Annotated in this window: 15 protein-coding genes and 1 tRNA gene; all 16 read left to right on the top strand. The window is 62.2% G+C overall.

Annotated features, from left to right (window positions below):
• Positions 1–107: EF-Tu C-terminal domain-related protein (locus KHO41_RS39165; RefSeq protein ID WP_455363902.1), on the top strand; the 107-nt coding region annotated here is incomplete at its 5' end.
• A gap of 82 nt (positions 108–189) precedes the next feature.
• Positions 190–265 (top strand) — tRNA-Trp (locus KHO41_RS39160).
• A 59-nt stretch (positions 266–324) separates the two neighbouring features.
• Positions 325–705 carry a preprotein translocase subunit SecE gene (gene secE / locus KHO41_RS39155; protein WP_011299325.1) on the top strand — a complete coding sequence of 127 codons (381 nt, stop codon included), beginning with the start codon at positions 325–327 and terminating at the stop codon, positions 703–705.
• Between the two features lie 10 nt (positions 706–715).
• Positions 716–1297, top strand: a complete 582-nt coding sequence (gene nusG, locus KHO41_RS39150) for a transcription termination/antitermination protein NusG (RefSeq protein ID WP_211958576.1) — start codon at positions 716–718, stop codon at positions 1295–1297.
• A 163-nt stretch (positions 1298–1460) separates the two neighbouring features.
• Positions 1461–1892 (top strand): 50S ribosomal protein L11, encoded by a 432-nt coding sequence (rplK, locus tag KHO41_RS39145; protein WP_010810467.1) that lies wholly within the window; start codon positions 1461–1463, stop codon positions 1890–1892.
• Positions 1893–2588, top strand: a complete 696-nt coding sequence (gene rplA, locus KHO41_RS39140; protein ID WP_011299322.1) for a 50S ribosomal protein L1 — start codon at positions 1893–1895, stop codon at positions 2586–2588.
• 392 nt (positions 2589–2980) lie between these two features.
• Entirely contained in the window at positions 2981–3502 is a 522-nt protein-coding gene (rplJ, locus tag KHO41_RS39135) for a 50S ribosomal protein L10 (RefSeq protein WP_211949830.1), read from the top strand.
• Positions 3503–3568: 66 nt separating this feature from the next.
• Complete coding sequence (gene rplL / locus KHO41_RS39130; protein WP_063242126.1) at positions 3569–3943, top strand: 50S ribosomal protein L7/L12; 375 nt, start codon at positions 3569–3571, stop codon at positions 3941–3943.
• 418 nt (positions 3944–4361) lie between these two features.
• Entirely contained in the window at positions 4362–8468 is a 4107-nt protein-coding gene (gene rpoB, locus KHO41_RS39125) for a DNA-directed RNA polymerase subunit beta (RefSeq protein WP_211958575.1), read from the top strand.
• Positions 8469–8582: 114 nt separating this feature from the next.
• A complete protein-coding gene (rpoC, locus tag KHO41_RS39120; RefSeq protein ID WP_211958574.1) occupies positions 8583–12830 on the top strand; it encodes a DNA-directed RNA polymerase subunit beta' in 4248 nt (1415 codons plus the stop codon).
• Positions 12831–13078: 248 nt separating this feature from the next.
• Positions 13079–13552: an aminoacyl-tRNA deacylase gene (locus KHO41_RS39115; protein ID WP_211958573.1), complete on the top strand. Its 474-nt coding sequence runs from the start codon at positions 13079–13081 to the stop codon at positions 13550–13552.
• Between the two features lie 168 nt (positions 13553–13720).
• The gene (gene recQ / locus KHO41_RS39110) at positions 13721–15568 is read left to right on the top strand and encodes a DNA helicase RecQ (RefSeq protein WP_211958572.1); all 1848 of its coding nucleotides are present in this window, start codon (positions 13721–13723) and stop codon (positions 15566–15568) included.
• 325 nt (positions 15569–15893) lie between these two features.
• Positions 15894–16271, top strand: coding sequence for a 30S ribosomal protein S12 (gene rpsL, locus KHO41_RS39105; RefSeq protein WP_006576501.1), 378 nt, complete (start codon positions 15894–15896; stop codon positions 16269–16271).
• A 208-nt stretch (positions 16272–16479) separates the two neighbouring features.
• Entirely contained in the window at positions 16480–16950 is a 471-nt protein-coding gene (rpsG, locus tag KHO41_RS39100) for a 30S ribosomal protein S7 (protein WP_010810459.1), read from the top strand.
• A 117-nt stretch (positions 16951–17067) separates the two neighbouring features.
• The gene (gene fusA / locus KHO41_RS39095; protein ID WP_011299315.1) at positions 17068–19176 is read left to right on the top strand and encodes an elongation factor G; all 2109 of its coding nucleotides are present in this window, start codon (positions 17068–17070) and stop codon (positions 19174–19176) included.
• 78 nt (positions 19177–19254) lie between these two features.
• Positions 19255–19533: GTP-binding protein (locus KHO41_RS39090; protein ID WP_244874242.1), on the top strand; the 279-nt coding region annotated here is incomplete at its 3' end.

Raw genomic sequence — 19533 nt, 5'->3', positions numbered from 1 at the left:
CCGTCAAGCTGATCGCCCCGATCGCCATGGAAGAAGGCCTGCGCTTCGCTATCCGTGAAGGCGGCCGTACCGTCGGCGCCGGCGTCGTGGCAAAGATCCTCGACTAAGTAGTATCAGGCGAACGCGGCACCAACCGGTCGCGTTCGTTGCCAGAGGGATTGGCAGCATTGCTGATCCCACAGTAGTTTTAGGGGTATAGCTCAACTGGCAGAGCGTCGGTCTCCAAAACCGAAGGTTGGGGGTTCGATTCCCTCTGCCCCTGCCAAATCAATCAGCCGCGTCGCGAGAAACCATCGTGACGCGGCTTAGTCTCGTTTGCGAAACATGGCCAATCCCAATGTCGAAACCGTAAACGCCAACAGCGGCAAGTGGTTGCTTGGCGTCGCGGTGCTGCTTGTGGTTGCCGGCGTCATCGGTTTCTATGCACTGGCACAGCAACCGTCTTATGTACGTGGCGCCGCGCTGTTCGCGGGTATCGCGCTGGGTGTAGTCGTGGCGCTGGTGTCCGCACCTGGCAAGGACTTCATTGGATTCGCCAAGGAATCGTACCGGGAAGTTCGCAAGGTCGTCTGGCCGACGCGCAAGGAAGCCGGGCAGATGACCGGCCTGGTATTCGCCTTCGTCGTGATCATGGCCCTGTTCCTGTGGTCGGCAGACAAGCTCATCGAGTGGGTCATTTTTTCGCTCGTATTGGGCTGGAAATAAGAGGTAGCGCATGACGGATAACGCCCAGCAGGAAAACACCGCCGCGGAATTGCCTTCGTCGAAGAAGCGCTGGTATGTCGTGCACGCCTACTCCGGCATGGAGAAGAGTGTGCAACGCGCGCTGCAGGAGCGCATCGAGCGCGCCGAGATGCAGGACAAGTTCGGCCGCATCCTGGTGCCCTCGGAAGAAGTCGTGGAAATCAAGGGTGGCCACAAGTCGGTCACCGAGCGTCGTTTCTTCCCGGGCTATGTCCTGGTCGAGATGGAAATGACCGACGAAACCTGGCACCTGGTGAAAAACACCAGCAAGGTCACCGGTTTCGTGGGCGGTGCCCGTAACCGTCCGAGCCCGATTTCGCAGCGCGAAGTCGACAAGATCATGACCCAGATGCAGGAAGGGGTCGAGAAGCCGCGTCCCAAGACGCTGTTCGAGGTGGGCGAAATGGTGCGCGTCAAGGACGGCCCGTTCACCGACTTCAACGGCAACGTGGAAGAAGTGAACTACGAGAAGTCGCGCCTGCGCGTCTCGGTCACGATCTTCGGGCGTGCTACACCGGTCGAGCTCGAGTTCGGCCAGGTCGAGAAGGTGTAAGGAATTTGCCGGTTGCCTGGCCGCAAGGCCGGCAGCGGGCGAAGGGTGCAGCCAGACGGCTGCGCCAAGAGGAGCGCGAGGTGGTACCGACGGTACCGCGACAGCGCGTTACGACTCAACAGGATCATCTCCGTGAAACGGAGTGGTCTGGATTGGAGTAAAGATGGCCAAGAAGATCATTGGCTTTATCAAGCTGCAGATTCCGGCTGGTAAGGCAAATCCCTCCCCGCCCGTTGGTCCCGCACTGGGTCAGCGTGGTCTGAACATCATGGAGTTCTGCAAGGCGTTCAACGCCCAGACCCAAGGCATGGAGCCTGGTCTGCCGGTGCCGGTGGTGATTACCGCCTTCGCCGACAAGAGCTTCACCTTCGTGATGAAGTCGCCGCCCGCGACCGTGCTGATCAAGAAGGCAGCCGGCATCACCAAGGGTTCGCCGAAGCCGCATACCGACAAGGTTGGCAAGATCACCCGCGCCCAGGCTGAAGAAATCGCCAAGGCCAAGAACGCTGACCTGACCGCCGCTGATCTGGACGCCGCTGTGCGTACCATCGCCGGTTCGGCTCGCTCGATGGGCATCACCGTGGAGGGTCTGTAAATGGCTAAGGTTTCCAAGCGCGTCGCTGCCAACAAGGCAAAGATCGAGCGTACCAAGTTTTACCCGATCGACGAGGCCCTGGGCCTGGTGAAGGGCTGCGCTTCGGCGAAGTTCGACGAGTCGATCGACGTGGCCGTGCAACTGGGCATCGACGCCAAGAAGTCGGACCAGGTTGTCCGTGGTTCTGTGGTGCTGCCTGCCGGTACCGGCAAGTCGGTGCGCGTGGCCGTGTTCGCCCAGGGCGACAAGGCCGAGGCCGCCAAGGCCGCCGGTGCTGACATCGTCGGCATGGAAGACCTGGCTGAGCAAGTCAAGGCCGGCAACCTGAACTTCGACGTCGTGATCGCTTCGCCGGACACGATGCGTATTGTCGGTACGCTGGGTCAGATCCTGGGCCCGCGCGGCCTGATGCCGAACCCGAAGGTTGGCACCGTGACCCCGGACGTGGCCCAGGCTGTGAAGAACGCCAAGGCTGGTCAGGTTCAGTTCCGTGTCGACAAGGCCGGTATCATCCACGCCACCATCGGCCGCCGCTCGTTCGAAGACACCGCGCTGAAGAGCAACCTGGCTGCGCTGCTGGACGCTCTGGTCAAGGCCAAGCCGGCTACTAGCAAGGGCGTGTACCTGCGCAAGATCGCCGTGTCGTCCACCATGGGCGTTGGCGTGCGCGTCGAGCAGGCTTCGCTGTCGGCCTGAGCTGACGGCACTCGGTTGACCGGAACCCGATAACTCCGGTCAGCAGCAAGAATTGAAGGTTCCTGCCACGCGCGGGAACTGTCTCCGGACCGCGAGGAAAGGAGCAAGGCTTTGGGCAGTGGTGCCCGCCGCAGGCGAAAGTCGCGGCAGGCACCGCTGGTTATCAAAGACCGCTGGTGTCCACGCCGCTGTAGTCAGGGAGCGTGGGCTTAATCGGAAGGTGCGTACGCAATGGGGCAACCCGTGGCGACGAACTCCGGCCGGCCAGCGCAGATGGCGCACCTGAAGGGAATGAGGAAGCCGGGTTTCGATCCGGGTGATTCGGGCCAATCGGTCGCCGTTCGTATGGACTGATGCGCGTCGCAAGACAAGCATCGTTTTGGAGCTAAACCGTGCCACTCAATATTGAAGATAAGAAGGCCGTCGTTGCTGAGGTTTCGGCGCAAGTCGCCAAAGCCCAGACCATCGTCGTGGCCGAATATCGCGGCATTGCGGTTGGCGATCTGACCAAGCTGCGTGCTACCGCTCGCCAGCAAGGCGTCTACCTGCGCGTTCTGAAGAACACGCTGGCCCGCCGCGCTGTGGAAGGTACGCCGTTTGCTGGCCTCGCAGAGCAAATGACCGGTCCGCTGATCTACGGTATTTCCGAAGATGCAGTGGCCTCGGCCAAGGTTCTCAACGACTTTGCCAAGACCAACGACAAGCTGGTCCTGCGCGCTGGGTCGTATGACGGCCGTGTGCTCGACGCTGCCGCCGTCAAGGCGCTGGCCTCGATCCCGAGCCGCGATGAACTGATTGCTCAGCTGCTTGGCGTGATGCAGGCACCGGTGTCGGGCTTTGCCCGTCTGCTGGCTGCACTGGCTGCCAAGAAGAGCGAAGGCGCTCCCGCGGAAGCGGAAGCCCCGGCTGCTTAAGGCTGCGTACAGATCGGGCATACCGATCGCAATACCGATACCGAATCAAATTTAGGAGTAATCCAAATGGCAATCACCAAAGACGACATCCTGGAAGCCGTTGGCGCGATGTCCGTGATGGAACTGAACGACCTGGTCAAGGCGTTCGAAGAGAAGTTTGGCGTGTCCGCTGCTGCGATGGCCGTGGCTGCTGCCCCGGGTGCTGGCGGTGCCGCCGCTGCCGAAGAACAGACCGAATTCAACGTGATCCTGGCCGAAGTTGGCGCCAACAAGGTTGGCGTGATTAAGGCTGTTCGCGAAATCACCGGTCTGGGCCTGAAGGAAGCCAAGGACCTGGTCGATGGCGCACCGAAGGCCGTCAAGGAAGGCGTGGACAAGGCTGCTGCTGCCGACGCCAAGAAGAAGCTGGAAGACGCCGGCGCGAAGGTCGACGTCAAGTAAGCAATGCTTGCGTGCCGCTACGGCACGCAAATGGGGCTGGCAAAGGGAAATTTCCCGGCGCCAGCCTTTTTGCGCTTGTGCGAGTGTGTTTTATTGGCCACTCGCTGCGGGCGAAATGTGATGTATTGGTTGTTTGAAGCGGGGTGAAGCCCCGATGTTCCAGCAGACGCCAAACATCAGTGGCAAACTACCATGTTGCTGCTGATGTTTGTCTTCTGAACCGACTGCAGAAGACAAGTTTGGTCGGGTGTCCCCCGGGCGAGTGCAGGCTTTGCGCCAATGCAATGACCACACCGCCCGCAGCGTGCGGACACCGTCAGCCAGAGGTTGGTAGCGGCCAACCGCCAAATCCCCTCCCAGTCGCTGAACACCTCAGGTGTGGCCAGGTCCAGCCGCCCTGCGATGATTCGGAGATCCCATGGCGTACAGCTTCACCGAAAAGAAGCGCATTCGCAAATCCTTTGCGAAGCGCGCGACGGTTCATCAGGTTCCATTCCTGCTTGCAACCCAGATTGAATCCTACACCCAGTTCTTGCAAGCGGAAACGCCGACCGCGCGTCGCAAGACCGAAGGCCTGCAGGCCGCTTTCAACGCGATTTTCCCGATTGCCTCCCATAACGGGCTTGCCCGTATGGAGTTTGTCTCGTATCACCTTTCCAACCCGCCGTTCGACGTCAAGGAATGCCAGCAGCGTGGCCTGACGTTCCACTCGGCCCTGCGTGCAAAGGTTCGCCTGATCATCAACGATCGCGAGAACCCGGGCAAGGTCAAGGAAGTGAAGGAGCAGGAAGTGTACATGGGCGAGATTCCGCTCATGACCTCGACCGGCTCGTTCGTGATCAACGGCACCGAGCGTGTCATCGTGTCGCAGCTGCACCGCTCGCCGGGCGTGTTCTTCGAGCACGACAAGGGCAAGACCCACAGCTCGGGCAAGCTGCTGTTCTCCGCACGTATCATCCCCTACCGCGGCTCGTGGCTGGACTTCGAATTCGATCCGAAGGACATCCTGTACTTCCGCGTCGACCGCCGCCGCAAGATGCCGGTGACGATCCTGCTGAAGTCGATCGGCCTGACGCCGGAGCAGATCCTCGCGCACTTCTTCGTGTTCGACAACTTCACGCTGCAGTCGGAAGGCGCGCAGCTCGAGTTCGTGCCCGAGCGCCTGCGCGGTGAAGTCGCGCGCTTCGACATTGCGGACAAGAACGGCCGCGTGGTCGTCGAGAAGGACAAGCGGATCAACGCCAAGCACATCCGTGACCTGGACTCGGCTGGCACCAAGCTGATCAGCGTGCCGGAAGACTATCTGCTGGGCCGTGTGCTGGCCAAGAACATCATCGACCCGGATACCGGCGAGGTGATCGCCAACGCCAACGACGAGCTGACCGAGACCGTCCTCGAGAACCTGCGCGAAGCCGGCGTCAAGCAGATCCAGACGCTGTACACCAACGATCTGGACCAGGGCCCGTACATGTCGCAGACGCTGCGCGTGGACGAGACCGCCGACCAGACCGCTGCGCGTATCGCGATCTACCGCATGATGCGCCCGGGCGAGCCGCCGACCGAAGAAGCCGTGGAAGCGCTGTTCCAGCGCCTGTTCTACAGCGAAGAGTCGTACGACCTGTCGCGCGTTGGCCGCATGAAGGTCAACAGCCGCCTGTCGCGCCCGAGCGGCGAGGGCAGCATGGTGCTGCAGGACGAGGACATCCTCGAGACCATCAAGATCCTGGTCAACCTGCGTAACGGCAAGGGCGAAGTCGACGATATCGATCACTTGGGCAACCGTCGTGTGCGTTGCGTCGGCGAACTGGCCGAAAACCAGTTCCGCGCCGGCCTGTCGCGCGTGGAGCGCGCCGTCAAGGAACGTCTGGGCCAGGCCGAGACCGAGAACCTGATGCCGCACGACCTGATCAACTCGAAGCCGATCTCGTCGGCGATTCGCGAGTTCTTCGGTTCGTCGCAGCTGTCGCAGTTCATGGACCAGACCAACCCGCTGTCGGAAATCACCCACAAGCGCCGTGTTTCGGCCCTTGGCCCGGGCGGTCTGACGCGCGAGCGCGCCGGCTTTGAAGTCCGCGACGTGCACCCGACCCACTATGGCCGCGTGTGCCCGATCGAAACGCCGGAAGGTCCGAACATTGGTCTGATCAACTCGCTGGCACTGTATGCGCGCCTCAACGAGTACGGCTTCCTGGAAACCCCGTACCGCAAGGTCGAGAACAGCAAGCTGACCGACCAGGTCGACTACCTGTCCGCGATCGAGGAAGGCAAGTACGTGGTGGCGCAGGCCAACGCGACGGTCGACGCCGAGGGCAACCTGACCGACGAACTGGTGTCGGCGCGTGAAGGTTCCGAGCGTGAAACCCGTATGGTTACGCCGGACCGCGTGCAGTACATCGACGTGGCGCCGTCGCAGATCGTGTCGGCCGCTGCTTCGCTGGTGCCGTTCCTGGAACACGATGACGCGAACCGTGCACTGATGGGCGCGAACATGCAGCGTCAGGCCGTGCCTTGCCTGCGTCCGGACAAGCCGCTGGTTGGTACCGGCATCGAGCGCACCGTTGCGGTCGACTCGGGTACTGCCGTGCAGGCGATGCGTGGCGGCGTGGTCGATTACGTCGACGCGATGCGTATCGTGATCCGCGTGAACGACGACGAAGCCGTGGCCGGTGAAGTCGGCGTGGACATCTACAACCTGATCAAGTACACGCGTTCGAACCAGAACACGAACATCAACCAGCGACCGATGGTCAAGGTCGGCGACATCGTGGCACGCGGCGACGTCGTGGCCGATGGCGCTTCGACCGACCTGGGCGAGCTCGCGCTCGGCCAGAACATGCTGGTCGCGTTCATGCCCTGGAACGGCTACAACTTCGAGGATTCGATCCTGATCTCGGAGCGCGTGGTGGCCGAAGACCGCTATACCTCGATCCACATCGAGGAACTGTCGGTCGTTGCCCGCGACACCAAGCTCGGACCTGAAGAAATCACGCGCGACATCTCGAACCTGGCTGAAGCCCAGTTGGCTCGCCTGGACGAGTCGGGCATCACCTACATCGGCGCCGAAGTCGAAGCTGGCGACGTGCTGGTGGGCAAGGTCACGCCGAAGGGCGAGACCCAGCTGACTCCGGAAGAGAAGCTGCTGCGCGCGATCTTCGGCGAGAAGGCTTCGGACGTGAAGGACACCTCGCTGCGCGTGCCGTCGGGCATGAGCGGCATCGTGATCGACGTCCAGGTCTTCACCCGCGAAGGCGTGACGCGCGACAAGCGCGCCCAGTCGATCATCGACGACGAACTGAAGCGCTACCGCCTGGACCTGAACGACCAGCTGCGTATCGTGGAAGGCGACGCGTTCCAGCGTCTGGAGCGTCTGCTCATCGACAAGACCGTCAACGGCGGTCCGAAGAAGCTGGCCAAGGGCGCGAAGCTGACCAAGGAATACCTGGCGGACATCGACAAGTACCACTGGTTCGACATCCGTCCGGCCGACGAGGAAGTTGCTGCCCAGCTGGAAGCCGTCAAGGAAGCCATCGAGCAGAAGCGCCACGAGTTCGACCTGGCCTTCGAAGAGAAGCGCAAGAAGCTCACGCAAGGCGACGAACTGCCGCCGGGCGTGATCAAGATGGTCAAGGTGTACCTGGCCGTCAAGCGCCGCCTGCAGCCTGGCGACAAGATGGCAGGTCGTCACGGTAACAAGGGTGTGGTGTCGAAGATCGTTCCGATCGAAGACATGCCGTACATGGCGGACGGTACCCCGGCCGACATCGTGCTGAACCCGCTGGGCGTGCCGTCGCGGATGAACGTGGGCCAGATTCTGGAAACCCACCTGGGCTGGGCCGCGCGCGGTCTGGGCCAGCGCATCGGCGACATGCTCAAGGCCTCGGCCAAGGCGCAGGAACTGCGTCCGCTGCTCGCGCAGATCTACAACGAGAGCGGCAAGGCCGAAGATCTGGACAGCCTGTCCGACGCCGAAGTGCTGGAACTGGCAACGAACCTGAAGAAGGGCGTGCCGTTCGCAACGCCGGTGTTCGACGGTGCGCATGAGGACGAAATCCGCCGCATGCTGGACCTGGCCTACCCGGACGACATCGCCAAGGAAAAGGGCCTGACCGCTTCCAAGCAACAGGTCACGCTGCACGACGGCCGCACCGGTGAGGCGTTCGAGCGTCCGGTCACGCTGGGTGTGATGCACATGCTGAAGCTGCACCACTTGGTGGACGACAAGATGCACGCACGTTCGACCGGTCCGTACTCGCTGGTGACGCAGCAGCCGCTGGGTGGTAAGGCGCAGTTCGGTGGCCAGCGTTTCGGTGAGATGGAAGTGTGGGCACTGGAAGCCTACGGCGCGTCGTACGTGCTGCAGGAAATGCTGACGGTCAAGTCCGATGACGTGAACGGCCGTACCAAGGTGTACGAGAACATCGTCAAGGGCGAGCACTCGATCGACGCCGGCATGCCGGAATCGTTCAACGTGCTGGTGAAGGAAATCCGCTCGCTGGGTATCGACATCGACCTCGATCGCTACTGATCGAACCGATGAGGGTGCCGGCTGCGGCCGGCACTCACCCGCGCAGGATTTCCCACAGAATGAATGCCATCGATCCGGACAGACTCCGGACCGGTGGCGAAACAAGGAGTTGCAATGAAAGCATTGCTCGATCTCTTTAAGCAGGTACAGCAGGAAGAGCAGTTCGACGCGATCAAGATCGGCCTGGCCTCGCCCGAGAAGATCCGTTCGTGGTCGTACGGTGAAGTCAAGAAGCCGGAAACGATCAACTACCGTACGTTCAAGCCGGAACGCGACGGCCTGTTCTGCGCCAAGATCTTTGGCCCGATCAAGGACTACGAGTGCCTGTGCGGCAAGTACAAGCGCCTGAAGCACCGTGGCGTGATCTGCGAGAAGTGCGGCGTTGAAGTGACGCTGGCCAAGGTGCGCCGCGAGCGCATGGGCCACATCGAACTGGCCGCGCCGACCGCGCACATCTGGTTCCTGAAGTCGCTGCCGTCGCGTCTGGGCATGGTCCTGGACATGACGCTGCGCGACATCGAGCGCGTGCTGTACTTCGAAGCATTCGTGGTGCTCGAACCCGGCATGACCCCGCTCAAGAAGAGCCAGATCATGTCGGAAGACGACTACCTGGCGAAGTGCGACGAGTACGGCGAGGGCGAGTTCGTCGCCATGATGGGTGCCGAGGGCATACGTGAACTGCTGCGCGGCATCGACATCGAGAAGCAGATCGAACAGATCCGCGCCGAGCTGCAAGCGACCGGTTCCGAAGCCAAGATCAAGAAGTTCGCCAAGCGCCTGAAGGTGCTCGAGGCCTTCCAGCGTTCGGGCATCAAGCCCGAGTGGATGATCCTCGAAGTGCTGCCGGTGCTGCCGCCCGAGCTGCGCCCGCTGGTGCCGCTGGATGGTGGCCGCTTCGCGACCTCGGACCTGAACGACCTGTATCGCCGCGTCATCAACCGTAACAACCGTCTGAAGCGCCTGCTGGAGCTGAAGGCGCCTGAGATCATCGTGCGCAACGAAAAGCGCATGCTGCAGGAAGCGGTTGACTCGCTGCTGGACAACGGCCGTCGCGGCAAGGCGATGACTGGTGCCAACAAGCGTCCGCTGAAGTCCCTGGCCGAAATGATCAAGGGCAAGGGCGGCCGTTTCCGTCAGAACCTGCTGGGCAAGCGCGTCGACTACTCGGGCCGTTCGGTCATCGTGGTGGGCCCGACGCTCAAGCTGCACCAGTGCGGCCTGCCGAAGCTGATGGCGCTCGAGCTGTTCAAGCCGTTCATCTTCCACAAGCTGGAAACGATGGGCATCGCCACCACGATCAAGGCGGCGAAGAAGGAAGTCGAAAGCCAGACGCCGGTGGTGTGGGACATCCTCGAAGAGGTGATCCGCGAGCACCCGGTGATGCTGAACCGTGCGCCGACGCTGCACCGCCTGGGTATCCAGGCGTTCGAGCCGGTGCTGATCGAAGGCAAGGCCATCCAGCTGCACCCGCTGGTCTGCGCGGCGTTCAATGCCGACTTCGACGGTGACCAGATGGCTGTCCACGTCCCGCTGTCGCTGGAAGCGCAGATGGAAGCCCGCACGCTGATGCTGGCCTCCAACAACGTGCTGTTCCCGGCCAACGGCGACCCGTCGATCGTCCCGTCGCAAGACGTGGTGCTGGGTCTGTACTACACGACCCGCGACAAGATCAACGGCAAGGGCGAGGGCATGACCTTTGCCGACATCAGCGAAGTGATCCGCGCTTACGAGAACAAGGAAGTCGAACTGGCTTCCCGCGTGAACGTGCGTATCACCGAGTATGAGCTGGTCGACAAGGATGCCGAAGGCGACGCGCGTTTCGCACCCAAGATCACGCTGCAGGCCACCACGGTCGGCCGCGCGATCCTGTCCGAGATCCTGCCGAAGGGCCTGCCGTTCTCGGTGCTGAACAAGCCGCTCAAGAAGAAGGAAATCTCGCGCCTGATCAACACGGCGTTCCGCAAGTGCGGCCTGCGCGAGACCGTGATCTTCGCCGACAAGCTGCTGCAGTCGGGCTTCCGCCTGGCAACGCGCGCCGGTATCTCGATCGCGATCGACGACATGCTGGTGCCGCCGGCCAAGGAGAAGATCATCTCCGAGGCATCGGCCAAGGTGAAGGAATACGACAAGCAGTACATGTCGGGTCTGGTGACGGACCAGGAGCGTTACAACAACGTCGTGGACATCTGGGGCGCCGCCGGCGACCAGGTGGGCAAGGCGATGATGGAGCAGCTCCAGCACGAAGACGTGGTCGACCGCAACGGCAACACCGTCAAGCAAGAGTCGTTCAACTCCATCTACATGATGGCCGACTCGGGCGCACGGGGTTCCGCCGCGCAGATCCGCCAGCTGGCCGGTATGCGTGGCCTGATGGCCAAGCCGGATGGCTCGATCATTGAAACGCCGATTACGGCGAACTTCCGTGAAGGCCTGAACGTTCTGCAGTACTTCATCTCGACCCACGGTGCACGTAAGGGTCTGGCTGATACGGCACTGAAGACCGCGAACTCGGGTTACCTGACCCGTCGTCTGGTCGACGTGACGCAGGATCTGGTCGTGGTGGAAGACGATTGCGGCACCTCCAACGGCGTGGCCATGAAGGCCCTGGTCGAAGGCGGTGAAGTGATCGAGGCCCTGCGCGACCGTATTCTGGGCCGTGTGACGGTGGCCGACGTGGTGAACCCTGAAACCCAGGAAACCGCGATCGAAACCGGCACGCTGCTGGACGAAGACCTGGTCGACCTGATCGACGCCCTCGGCGTCGATGAAGTCAAGGTGCGCACGCCGCTGTCGTGCGACACGCGCTACGGCCTGTGCGGCAAGTGCTATGGCCGCGACCTCGGCCGCGGCGTGCTGGTGAACTCCGGCGAGGCGGTGGGTGTGATCGCTGCCCAGTCGATCGGTGAGCCGGGCACGCAGCTGACCATGCGTACGTTCCACATCGGTGGTGCGGCATCGCGTGCGGCAGTGGCATCGAGCGTGGAAGCCAAGGCGACCGGTACGGTCCGCTTCACGGTGACCATGCGCTACGTGACCAACGCCAAGGGCGAACTGATCGTGATCTCGCGTTCGGGCGAGGCACTGATCACCGACGACCACGGCCGCGAGCGCGAGCGCCACAAGATCCCGTACGGTGCCACGCTGCTGGTGCAGGACGGCCAGGCCATCAAGGCTGGCACGCAACTGGCCACGTGGGACGCGCTGACGCGTCCGATCGTGTCGGAGTACACCGGTACGACCAAGTTCGAGAACGTCGAAGAGGGCGTGACCGTCGCCAAGCAGATGGACGAAGTCACCGGCCTGTCGACCCTCGTGGTGATCGACGCCAAGCGCCGCACGGCTGCCACCAAGGGCATTCGCCCGCAGGTGAAGCTGCTCGACGCCAATGGCCAGGAAGTGAAGATCCCGGGCACGGACCATTCCGTGACCATCGGCTTCCAGGTCGGCGCGCTGATTACCGTGAAGGACGGCCAGCAGGTGCACGTGGGTGAAGTGCTTGCACGTATCCCGACCGAATCGCAGAAGACCCGTGACATTACCGGTGGTCTGCCGCGAGTGGCCGAGCTGTTCGAAGCGCGTTCGCCGAAGGACGCCGCCGTGCTGGCGGAAGTTACCGGCACGACCTCGTTCGGCAAGGACACAAAGGGCAAGCAGCGCCTGGTCATTACCGACCTGGACGGCAATGCCCACGAGTTCCTGATCGCGAAGGAAAAGCAGGTGCTGGTGCACGACGGCCAGGTGGTGAACAAGGGCGAAATGATCGTGGAAGGTCCGGCGGATCCGCACGACATCCTGCGCCTGAAGGGCATCGAAGAGCTGGCGCACTACATCGTCGACGAAGTGCAGGACGTGTACCGTCTGCAGGGCGTGAAGATCAACGACAAGCACATCGAAGTGATTGTTCGTCAGATGCTGCGCCGCGTGCAGGTGGCAGACGTGGGCGACACCAAGTTCATCCCGGGTGAACAGGTGGAGCGCTCGGAACTGCTCGACGAAAACGACCGCGTGATCGCCGAAGGCAAGCGTCCGGCAACCTACGAGAACCTGCTGCTTGGTATTACCAAGGCGTCGCTGTCGACCGACAGCTTCATCTCGGCGGCATCGTTCCAGGAAACCACGCGCGTGCTGACCGAAGCCGCGATCATGGGCAAGACCGACGACCTGCGTGGTCTGAAGGAAAACGTGATCGTTGGCCGTCTGATCCCGGCCGGTACCGGCCTGGCCTACCACCGTGCCCGCAAGGCACGCGAGGCGGCCGAGCGCGATCGCGCCCAGGCGATTGCCGACGAAGAGCAATCGCTCTTCATCGAGCCGCCGCCCGTGGTGCAGGCGACGACCGAAGGCGAAGGCGACAACGCCTGAATGCCTGCGCAGTAGCGCCCCGCCGCAAGGCGGGCACGAAAACCCGGCTGATCCAGCCGGGTTTTTTTTCATCCGCGAAGCGGAGTGACCGCACGATAACAGGGGAATGCGCGGTTCCGAGGGCCGTTGCGGTGCCGCAAAAAGAAACCGGTCGGAAAGCCGCCGGCGGGCATCTGCAACCCCTCCGCTGACCTATAGTTTTAGCACCCTGGATAACTGTCGCGATGATCGCGTCGGAGGTTGCAATCATGACCATGGCTACCACGCTGGCGAGCTGCCTGGACAAGAAGCAGACCCAGTTCGACACCGTTCGTCACCCGTATAGCCTCAGCAGCATGGCCACTGCCCACGCCGCGCATATTCCTGGCGATCGCCTGGCCAAAACGGTCCTGCTGGAAGACGAAAAGGGCTACGTCGCTGCCGTGATCCCTTCCACCCATCACCTGAAACTGTCGGAGATCTGTGAGCAGACGGGCCGCAAGCTGTCGCTGGCGCACGAGGATGGCGTGCGTGAAGTGTTCCGGGACTGCGATCTCGGCGCGCTGCCTCCGGTGGCAATGGCGTATGGCACGCAAACCTGGCTCGATGACAGCCTGCTTACGCACTCGGATGTCTATTTCGAAGCGGGCGACCACCAGGAACTGGTGCATATGAGCACCGAGCAGTTCATGGCGCTGATGGCGGATGCGCAGCGCGGACATTTCGCGCACCGGATGATGTAGGGCGACACTAAGCCAGAAGTACCCTGACGGTCGGCATTTGCCGGCCGTCTTGTTTTGTGTGGCCACCGCCAGACGTGAGAAACATCGGATGTTTGTCCTTTAGCGGCGGTCAGCGGCTTGCTTAGTGGTATGGTTACGGCTTTTCCGGCTTCAGCAATTCCGTTGTCCATGTCGCAAGCGCTCGCGATCCTCAAGGATGTTTTCGGTTACCACGCCTTCCGTGGCCGCCAGGGCGAGATCATCGACCATGTCGCGACGGGCGGCGACTGCCTGGTGCTGATGCCCACAGGCGGTGGCAAGTCGCTGTGCTATCAGATTCCGGCGTTGCTGCGCCAGCGCGCGGGCGAGGGCGTAGGCATCGTCGTGTCGCCGCTGATCGCGCTGATGCAGGACCAGGTCGCGGCGCTGACCGAGGCCGGCGTGCGCGCGTCGGTGCTCAATTCGACGCTGACAAGCTCGGAGGCCTCGGCGGTCGAACGCGACCTGCTGGCCGGCCGGCTCGAAATCCTCTATGTCGCGCCCGAGCGGTTGATGACACCGCGCTTCCTCGATCTCCTCGGACGCGCCCGTGTCGGCCTGTTCGCCATCGATGAGGCGCACTGCGTGTCCCAGTGGGGCCACGATTTCCGGCCGGAGTACATCCAGCTGTCGGTATTGCACGAGCGTTTCCCGGATGTGCCGCGCATCGCGCTGACGGCGACGGCCGATGCGCTGACGCGCGACGAGATCATCGAACGGCTGGCGCTCGACGATGCGCGGGTTTTTATCTCGAGCTTCGACCGTCCCAATATCCGCTACCGGATCGTCGAAAAGGACAATGCGCGCCAGCAGCTGCTCGCCTTCATCAAGGCCGAGCACATGGCGGCTGACGGCACGCATGACAGCGGCATCGTCTACTGCCTGTCGCGCAAGAAGGTCGAAGACACCGCCGAATGGCTGCAAGGCCATGGCCTCAATGCGCTGCCGTACCACGCTGGCATGGATCCGGGCACGCGCCAACGCCATCAGGCGCGTTTTCGCGAAGAGGAAGGCCTGGTGATGGTTGCGACGATCGCTTTCGGCATGGGCATCGACAAGCCCGACGTGCGTTTCGTCGCCCATCTGGACCTGCCCAAGAGCATGGAGGGCTACTACCAGGAAACCGGCCGTGCCGGCCGTGATGGGTTGCCGGCCAACGCCTGGATGGCCTACGGTCTTGGCGACGTGGTCCAGCAGAAGCGCATGATCGACGAGTCCGAGGCCGACGACGCGTTCAAGCGCGTGTCGTCGTCGAAGCTCGATGCGCTGCTGGGCCTGTGCGAAACGGCTGGCTGCCGGCGTGTGCGTATCCTGGCCTACTTCAATGAGACCAGCGAGCCGTGCGGCAACTGCGACACGTGCCTGGAGCCGCCTGCCACGTGGGACGGCACGCGCGAGGCGCAGATGGCGCTGTCGTGCGTCTACCGTACGGCGCAGGCGAGCCGGGTGCACTTCGGCGCCACGCACCTGATCGATGTGCTGCGTGGCAATGCGTCGGAGAAGATCAAGCAGTGGGGCCATGACAAGGTCTCGACCTTCGGCATTGGCAAGGACCGCTCGGTCCACGAATGGCACACCGTGTTCCGGCAGCTGATTGCGCAGGGATGGCTGATGATCGACCACGGCGGCCATGGCGCACTGCTGCTCGGCGAGGGGGCGCGCGAAGTGCTGAAGGGCGAGCGCCAGATCATCCTGCGCCGGCAGGCCTCCAAGCCGGGCAAGTCTGGCGAGCGCGCCGCGCGCGGCGCGCGTACCGACCACACGGCGGACATGGACGCCGACACGCTGGCCAACTGGGAAGCGCTGCGCCGCTGGCGCACCGAGGCCGCGCGCGAGCATGGCGTGCCTGCCTATGTGATCTTCCACGATGCCACCCTGGCCGAACTGGCCCGCACGGCGCCCGGGTCGCTGTCGGATATGGAGGGCATTCCCGGTATCGGGGCGTCCAAGCTCGAGCGCTACGGGCAGGCTATCGTCGACACCCTGAGCAGGGTGTAAGCCGATCGGGTATACGCCTTGACCGTATACGATTCCGCTGCTACCATGCCAGATTCGAGTTTTTGGCTTTGGATTTCGCTCGCCCGTCGGACATGTGGACTTTGGTTCGCTCCCGGCAAGCCTTCCGGATGACTTCTGAGAGTCCGGCGGCGGCAGACGCGGGATCCGGGTGCCGGCTCGCGCTCTTTGGCATGCTGTTACCGCACAGTCCCGTCTTCAGAGCGCGTCTGCTCACCTCTCCCGCCCAAAACCCGTAGCTGCCTCTCCATCCTGGTGCAAACCGGTGCGAGGGGTGTTTTTCGTAAAAACCAAGCTGGATTGAACAATGCCAACTATCAACCAACTGGTTCGCAAGCCGCGCGTCTCTGAAGTCATCAAGAGCAAGAGCCCGGCGCTTGAGAACTGCCCGCAGCGTCGCGGCGTGTGCACCCGTGTGTACACCACGACGCCGAAGAAGCCGAACTCGGCACTGCGTAAGGTCGCCAAGGTGCGCCTGACCAACGGTTTCGAAGTCATTTCGTACATCGGCGGTGAAGGCCACAACCTGCAGGAACACTCGGTCGTGCTGATCCGCGGCGGCCGTGTGAAGGATCTGCCGGGTGTGCGTTACCACATCGTCCGTGGTTCGCTGGATCTGCAAGGCGTGAAGGACCGCAAGCAGGCCCGTTCGAAGTACGGTGCAAAGCGTCCGAAGGCTGCCTAAGCTTTCAGAGCAAGCAACAAGCGATGGCCGCAGGCGGTTTTCGTCATGCAGCTGTCAACAGGCGGCGGTACAACGGAGCGTTTTTGTGCGCCGTGCCGTCGAGTAAGTGGTCACCCGGCGAATTTGCTGTCTATCGCATGCAAGCTAGTTGGTGGCCGGAGAGCGGGAACAACTGACCGCGCTCTCAACTGAATCTAAAGGAAAGAAGATGCCACGTCGTCGTGAAGTCCCCAAGCGGGATGTTCTGCCTGATCCGAAGTTCGGCAACGTTGAAGTTGCCAAGTTCATGAACGTGCTGATGCTGGACGGCAAGAAGTCGGTTGCCGAACGCATTGTGTACGGCGCGTTCGACCAGATCGAAAAGAAGGCAGGCAAGGCCCCCATCGAAGTGTTCTCCGTTGCGATCAACAACGTGAAGCCGGTGGTGGAAGTGAAGAGCCGTCGCGTGGGCGGCGCCAACTATCAGGTTCCGGTCGAAGTCCGTCCGTCGCGTCGTTTGGCATTGGCGATGCGCTGGCTGCGTGAGGCCGCGAAAAAACGCAGCGAGAAGTCGATGGCGCTGCGCCTGGCAGGTGAGCTGCTGGAAGCATCGGAAGGCCGTGGCGGTGCAATGAAGAAGCGCGACGAAGTACACCGCATGGCCGAAGCCAACAAGGCGTTCTCGCACTTCCGCTTCTAAAGCGCGCGAAAACACTGTTGGTTGCCGGGCGGGCTGTGTTTTTACACATCTCGCCCGTTTGTGTTAAGGGCGCAGACCATGAGATTTCTGCGCCTCATGGACGAATAGAGGATTAAAGTGGCTCGTAAGACTCCTATTGAGCGCTACCGTAACATCGGTATTTCGGCTCACATTGACGCGGGTAAAACCACCACGACCGAGCGGATCCTGTTCTACACCGGTGTGAACCACAAGATCGGTGAAGTGCATGATGGCGCGGCCACCATGGACTGGATGGAGCAGGAGCAGGAGCGCGGCATCACGATCACGTCTGCTGCGACCACCGCCTTCTGGAAGGGCATGGGCGGCAACTACCCCGAGCACCGCTTCAACATCATCGACACCCCGGGACACGTGGACTTCACCATCGAGGTGGAGCGTTCCATGCGCGTGCTGGATGGCGCCTGCATGGTCTACTGTGCAGTGGGTGGCGTGCAGCCCCAGTCGGAAACCGTCTGGCGCCAGGCCAACAAGTACAAGGTGCCGCGTCTGGCGTTCGTCAACAAGATGGACCGTACCGGCGCGAACTTCTTCAAGGTCTACGACCAGCTGAAGACCCGCCTGAAGGCCAACCCGGTGCCCGTCGTGGTGCCGATCGGCGCTGAAGACGGCTTCCAGGGCGTCGTCGATCTGCTGGAAATGAAGGCGATCATTTGGGACGAAGCCAGCCAGGGCGTGAAGTTCGAATACCAGGACATCCCGGCCGAACTGCAAGCCACCGCTGACGAATGGCGCGAGAAGATGGTCGAGTCCGCCGCCGAAGCCAGCGAAGAGCTGATGGAAAAGTACCTGGGCGGCGAAGAGCTGACCCGCGCCGAGATCGTCAAGGCGCTGCGTGACCGTACCATCGCCTGCGAAATCCAGCCGATGCTGTGCGGCACCGCGTTCAAGAACAAGGGCGTGCAGCGTATGCTCGACGCCGTGATCGACTTCCTGCCGTCGCCGGTCGACATTCCGCCGGTTACGGGCACGGACGAGGACGACAGCGAGAAGAAGCTCGAGCGCAAGGCTGACGACACCGAAAAGTTCTCGGCACTGGCGTTCAAGATCATGACCGACCCGTTCGTTGGTCAGCTGATCTTCTTCCGCGTCTACTCGGGCAAGATCAATTCGGGCGACACCGTGTACAACCCGGTGAAGCAGAAGAAGGAGCGTCTGGGCCGTATTCTGCAGATGCACGCCAACCAGCGCGAAGAAATCAAGGAAGTGCTGGCCGGCGACATCGCCGCTGCGGTGGGCCTGAAGGATGCCACCACGGGCGACACGCTGTGCGATCCGGCTGCCCCGATCGTGCTCGAGCGCATGATCTTCCCTGAGCCGGTGATTTCGCAGGCTGTCGAGCCGAAGACCAAGGCTGACCAGGAAAAGATGGGCATCGCCCTGAACCGCCTGGCCGCTGAAGATCCGTCGTTCCGCGTGCGTACCGATGAAGAATCGGGCCAGACCATCATTTCGGGCATGGGCGAGCTCCACCTCGAAATTCTGGTCGACCGCATGAAGCGCGAATTCGGCGTGGAAGCCAACATCGGCGCGCCGCAGGTGGCCTACCGCGAAACCATTCGCAAGACGGCCGAAGGCGTCGAAGGCAAGTTCGTCAAGCAGTCGGGCGGCCGCGGCCAGTACGGTCACGCCGTGATCACGCTGGAACCGCAAGAGCCGGGCAAGGGCTTCGAGTTCATCGACGCCATCAAGGGCGGTGTGATTCCTCGCGAATACATCCCGGCGGTCGAGAAGGGTATTGTCGACACGCTGCCGTCCGGTATCCTGGCCGGCTTCCCGGTGGTGGACGTGAAGGTCACGCTGACGTTCGGTTCGTACCACGATGTGGACTCGAACGAAAACGCGTTCCGCATGGCCGGCTCGATGGCTTTCAAGGAAGCCATGCGCAAGGCCAGCCCGGTTCTGCTCGAGCCGATGATGGCCGTGGAAGTGGAAACGCCGGAAGACTACACGGGTACCGTGATGGGCGATCTGTCGTCCCGCCGCGGCATCGTGCAGGGCATGGACGACATGGTTGGCGGCGGCAAGATCATCAAGGCCGAAGTCCCGCTGTCGGAAATGTTCGGTTATTCCACGTCGCTGCGCTCGGCCACGCAAGGCCGCGCCACGTACACCATGGAATTCAAGCACTACGCTGAGGCACCGAAGAACATCGCCGAAGCCGTGATGGCGGCCAAGGGCAAGTAATTGGAAGTTTGCCGCCGCGCCTGCCGGTGCGGCGGCGCGATGAAACAACAAGACTGCATTCCTATCAGGAGCTAAGAAATGGCAAAGGAAAAGTTCGAGCGGACTAAGCCGCACGTGAACGTTGGTACGATTGGTCACGTTGACCACGGCAAGACCACGCTGACCGCAGCGATCGCCACGGTGCTGGCAGCGAAGTTCGGCGGTGCCGCCAAGAAGTACGACGAAATCGACGCAGCGCCGGAAGAAAAGGCACGCGGTATTACCATCAATACCGCCCACGTCGAGTACGAAACGGCCAACCGCCACTACGCGCACGTTGACTGCCCGGGCCACGCCGACTACGTGAAGAACATGATC

It is taken from the genome of Cupriavidus numazuensis, assembly GCF_905397435.1.
In the GTDB taxonomy this organism is placed as follows: Bacteria; Pseudomonadota; Gammaproteobacteria; order Burkholderiales; family Burkholderiaceae; genus Cupriavidus; species Cupriavidus numazuensis.
This window is presented reverse-complemented; position numbering and strand designations above follow the sequence as displayed.

Bases quoted from the DNA above. Each gene is read 5' to 3' on its own strand.
- rpoC (WP_211958574.1), top strand. From the start codon at position 8,583: ATGAAAGCATTGCTCGATCTCTTTAAGCAGGTACAGCAGGAAGAGCAG.
- secE (WP_011299325.1), top strand. From the start codon at position 325: ATGGCCAATCCCAATGTCGAAACCGTAAACGCCAACAGCGGCAAGTGG.
- rpsL (WP_006576501.1), top strand. From the start codon at position 15,894: ATGCCAACTATCAACCAACTGGTTCGCAAGCCGCGCGTCTCTGAAGTC.
- rplK (WP_010810467.1), top strand. From the start codon at position 1,461: ATGGCCAAGAAGATCATTGGCTTTATCAAGCTGCAGATTCCGGCTGGT.
- rpsG (WP_010810459.1), top strand. From the start codon at position 16,480: ATGCCACGTCGTCGTGAAGTCCCCAAGCGGGATGTTCTGCCTGATCCG.
- recQ (WP_211958572.1), top strand. From the start codon at position 13,721: ATGTCGCAAGCGCTCGCGATCCTCAAGGATGTTTTCGGTTACCACGCC.
- nusG (WP_211958576.1), top strand. From the start codon at position 716: ATGACGGATAACGCCCAGCAGGAAAACACCGCCGCGGAATTGCCTTCG.
- rplA (WP_011299322.1), top strand. From the start codon at position 1,893: ATGGCTAAGGTTTCCAAGCGCGTCGCTGCCAACAAGGCAAAGATCGAG.
- rpoB (WP_211958575.1), top strand. From the start codon at position 4,362: ATGGCGTACAGCTTCACCGAAAAGAAGCGCATTCGCAAATCCTTTGCG.
- rplL (WP_063242126.1), top strand. From the start codon at position 3,569: ATGGCAATCACCAAAGACGACATCCTGGAAGCCGTTGGCGCGATGTCC.
- KHO41_RS39115 (WP_211958573.1), top strand. From the start codon at position 13,079: ATGACCATGGCTACCACGCTGGCGAGCTGCCTGGACAAGAAGCAGACC.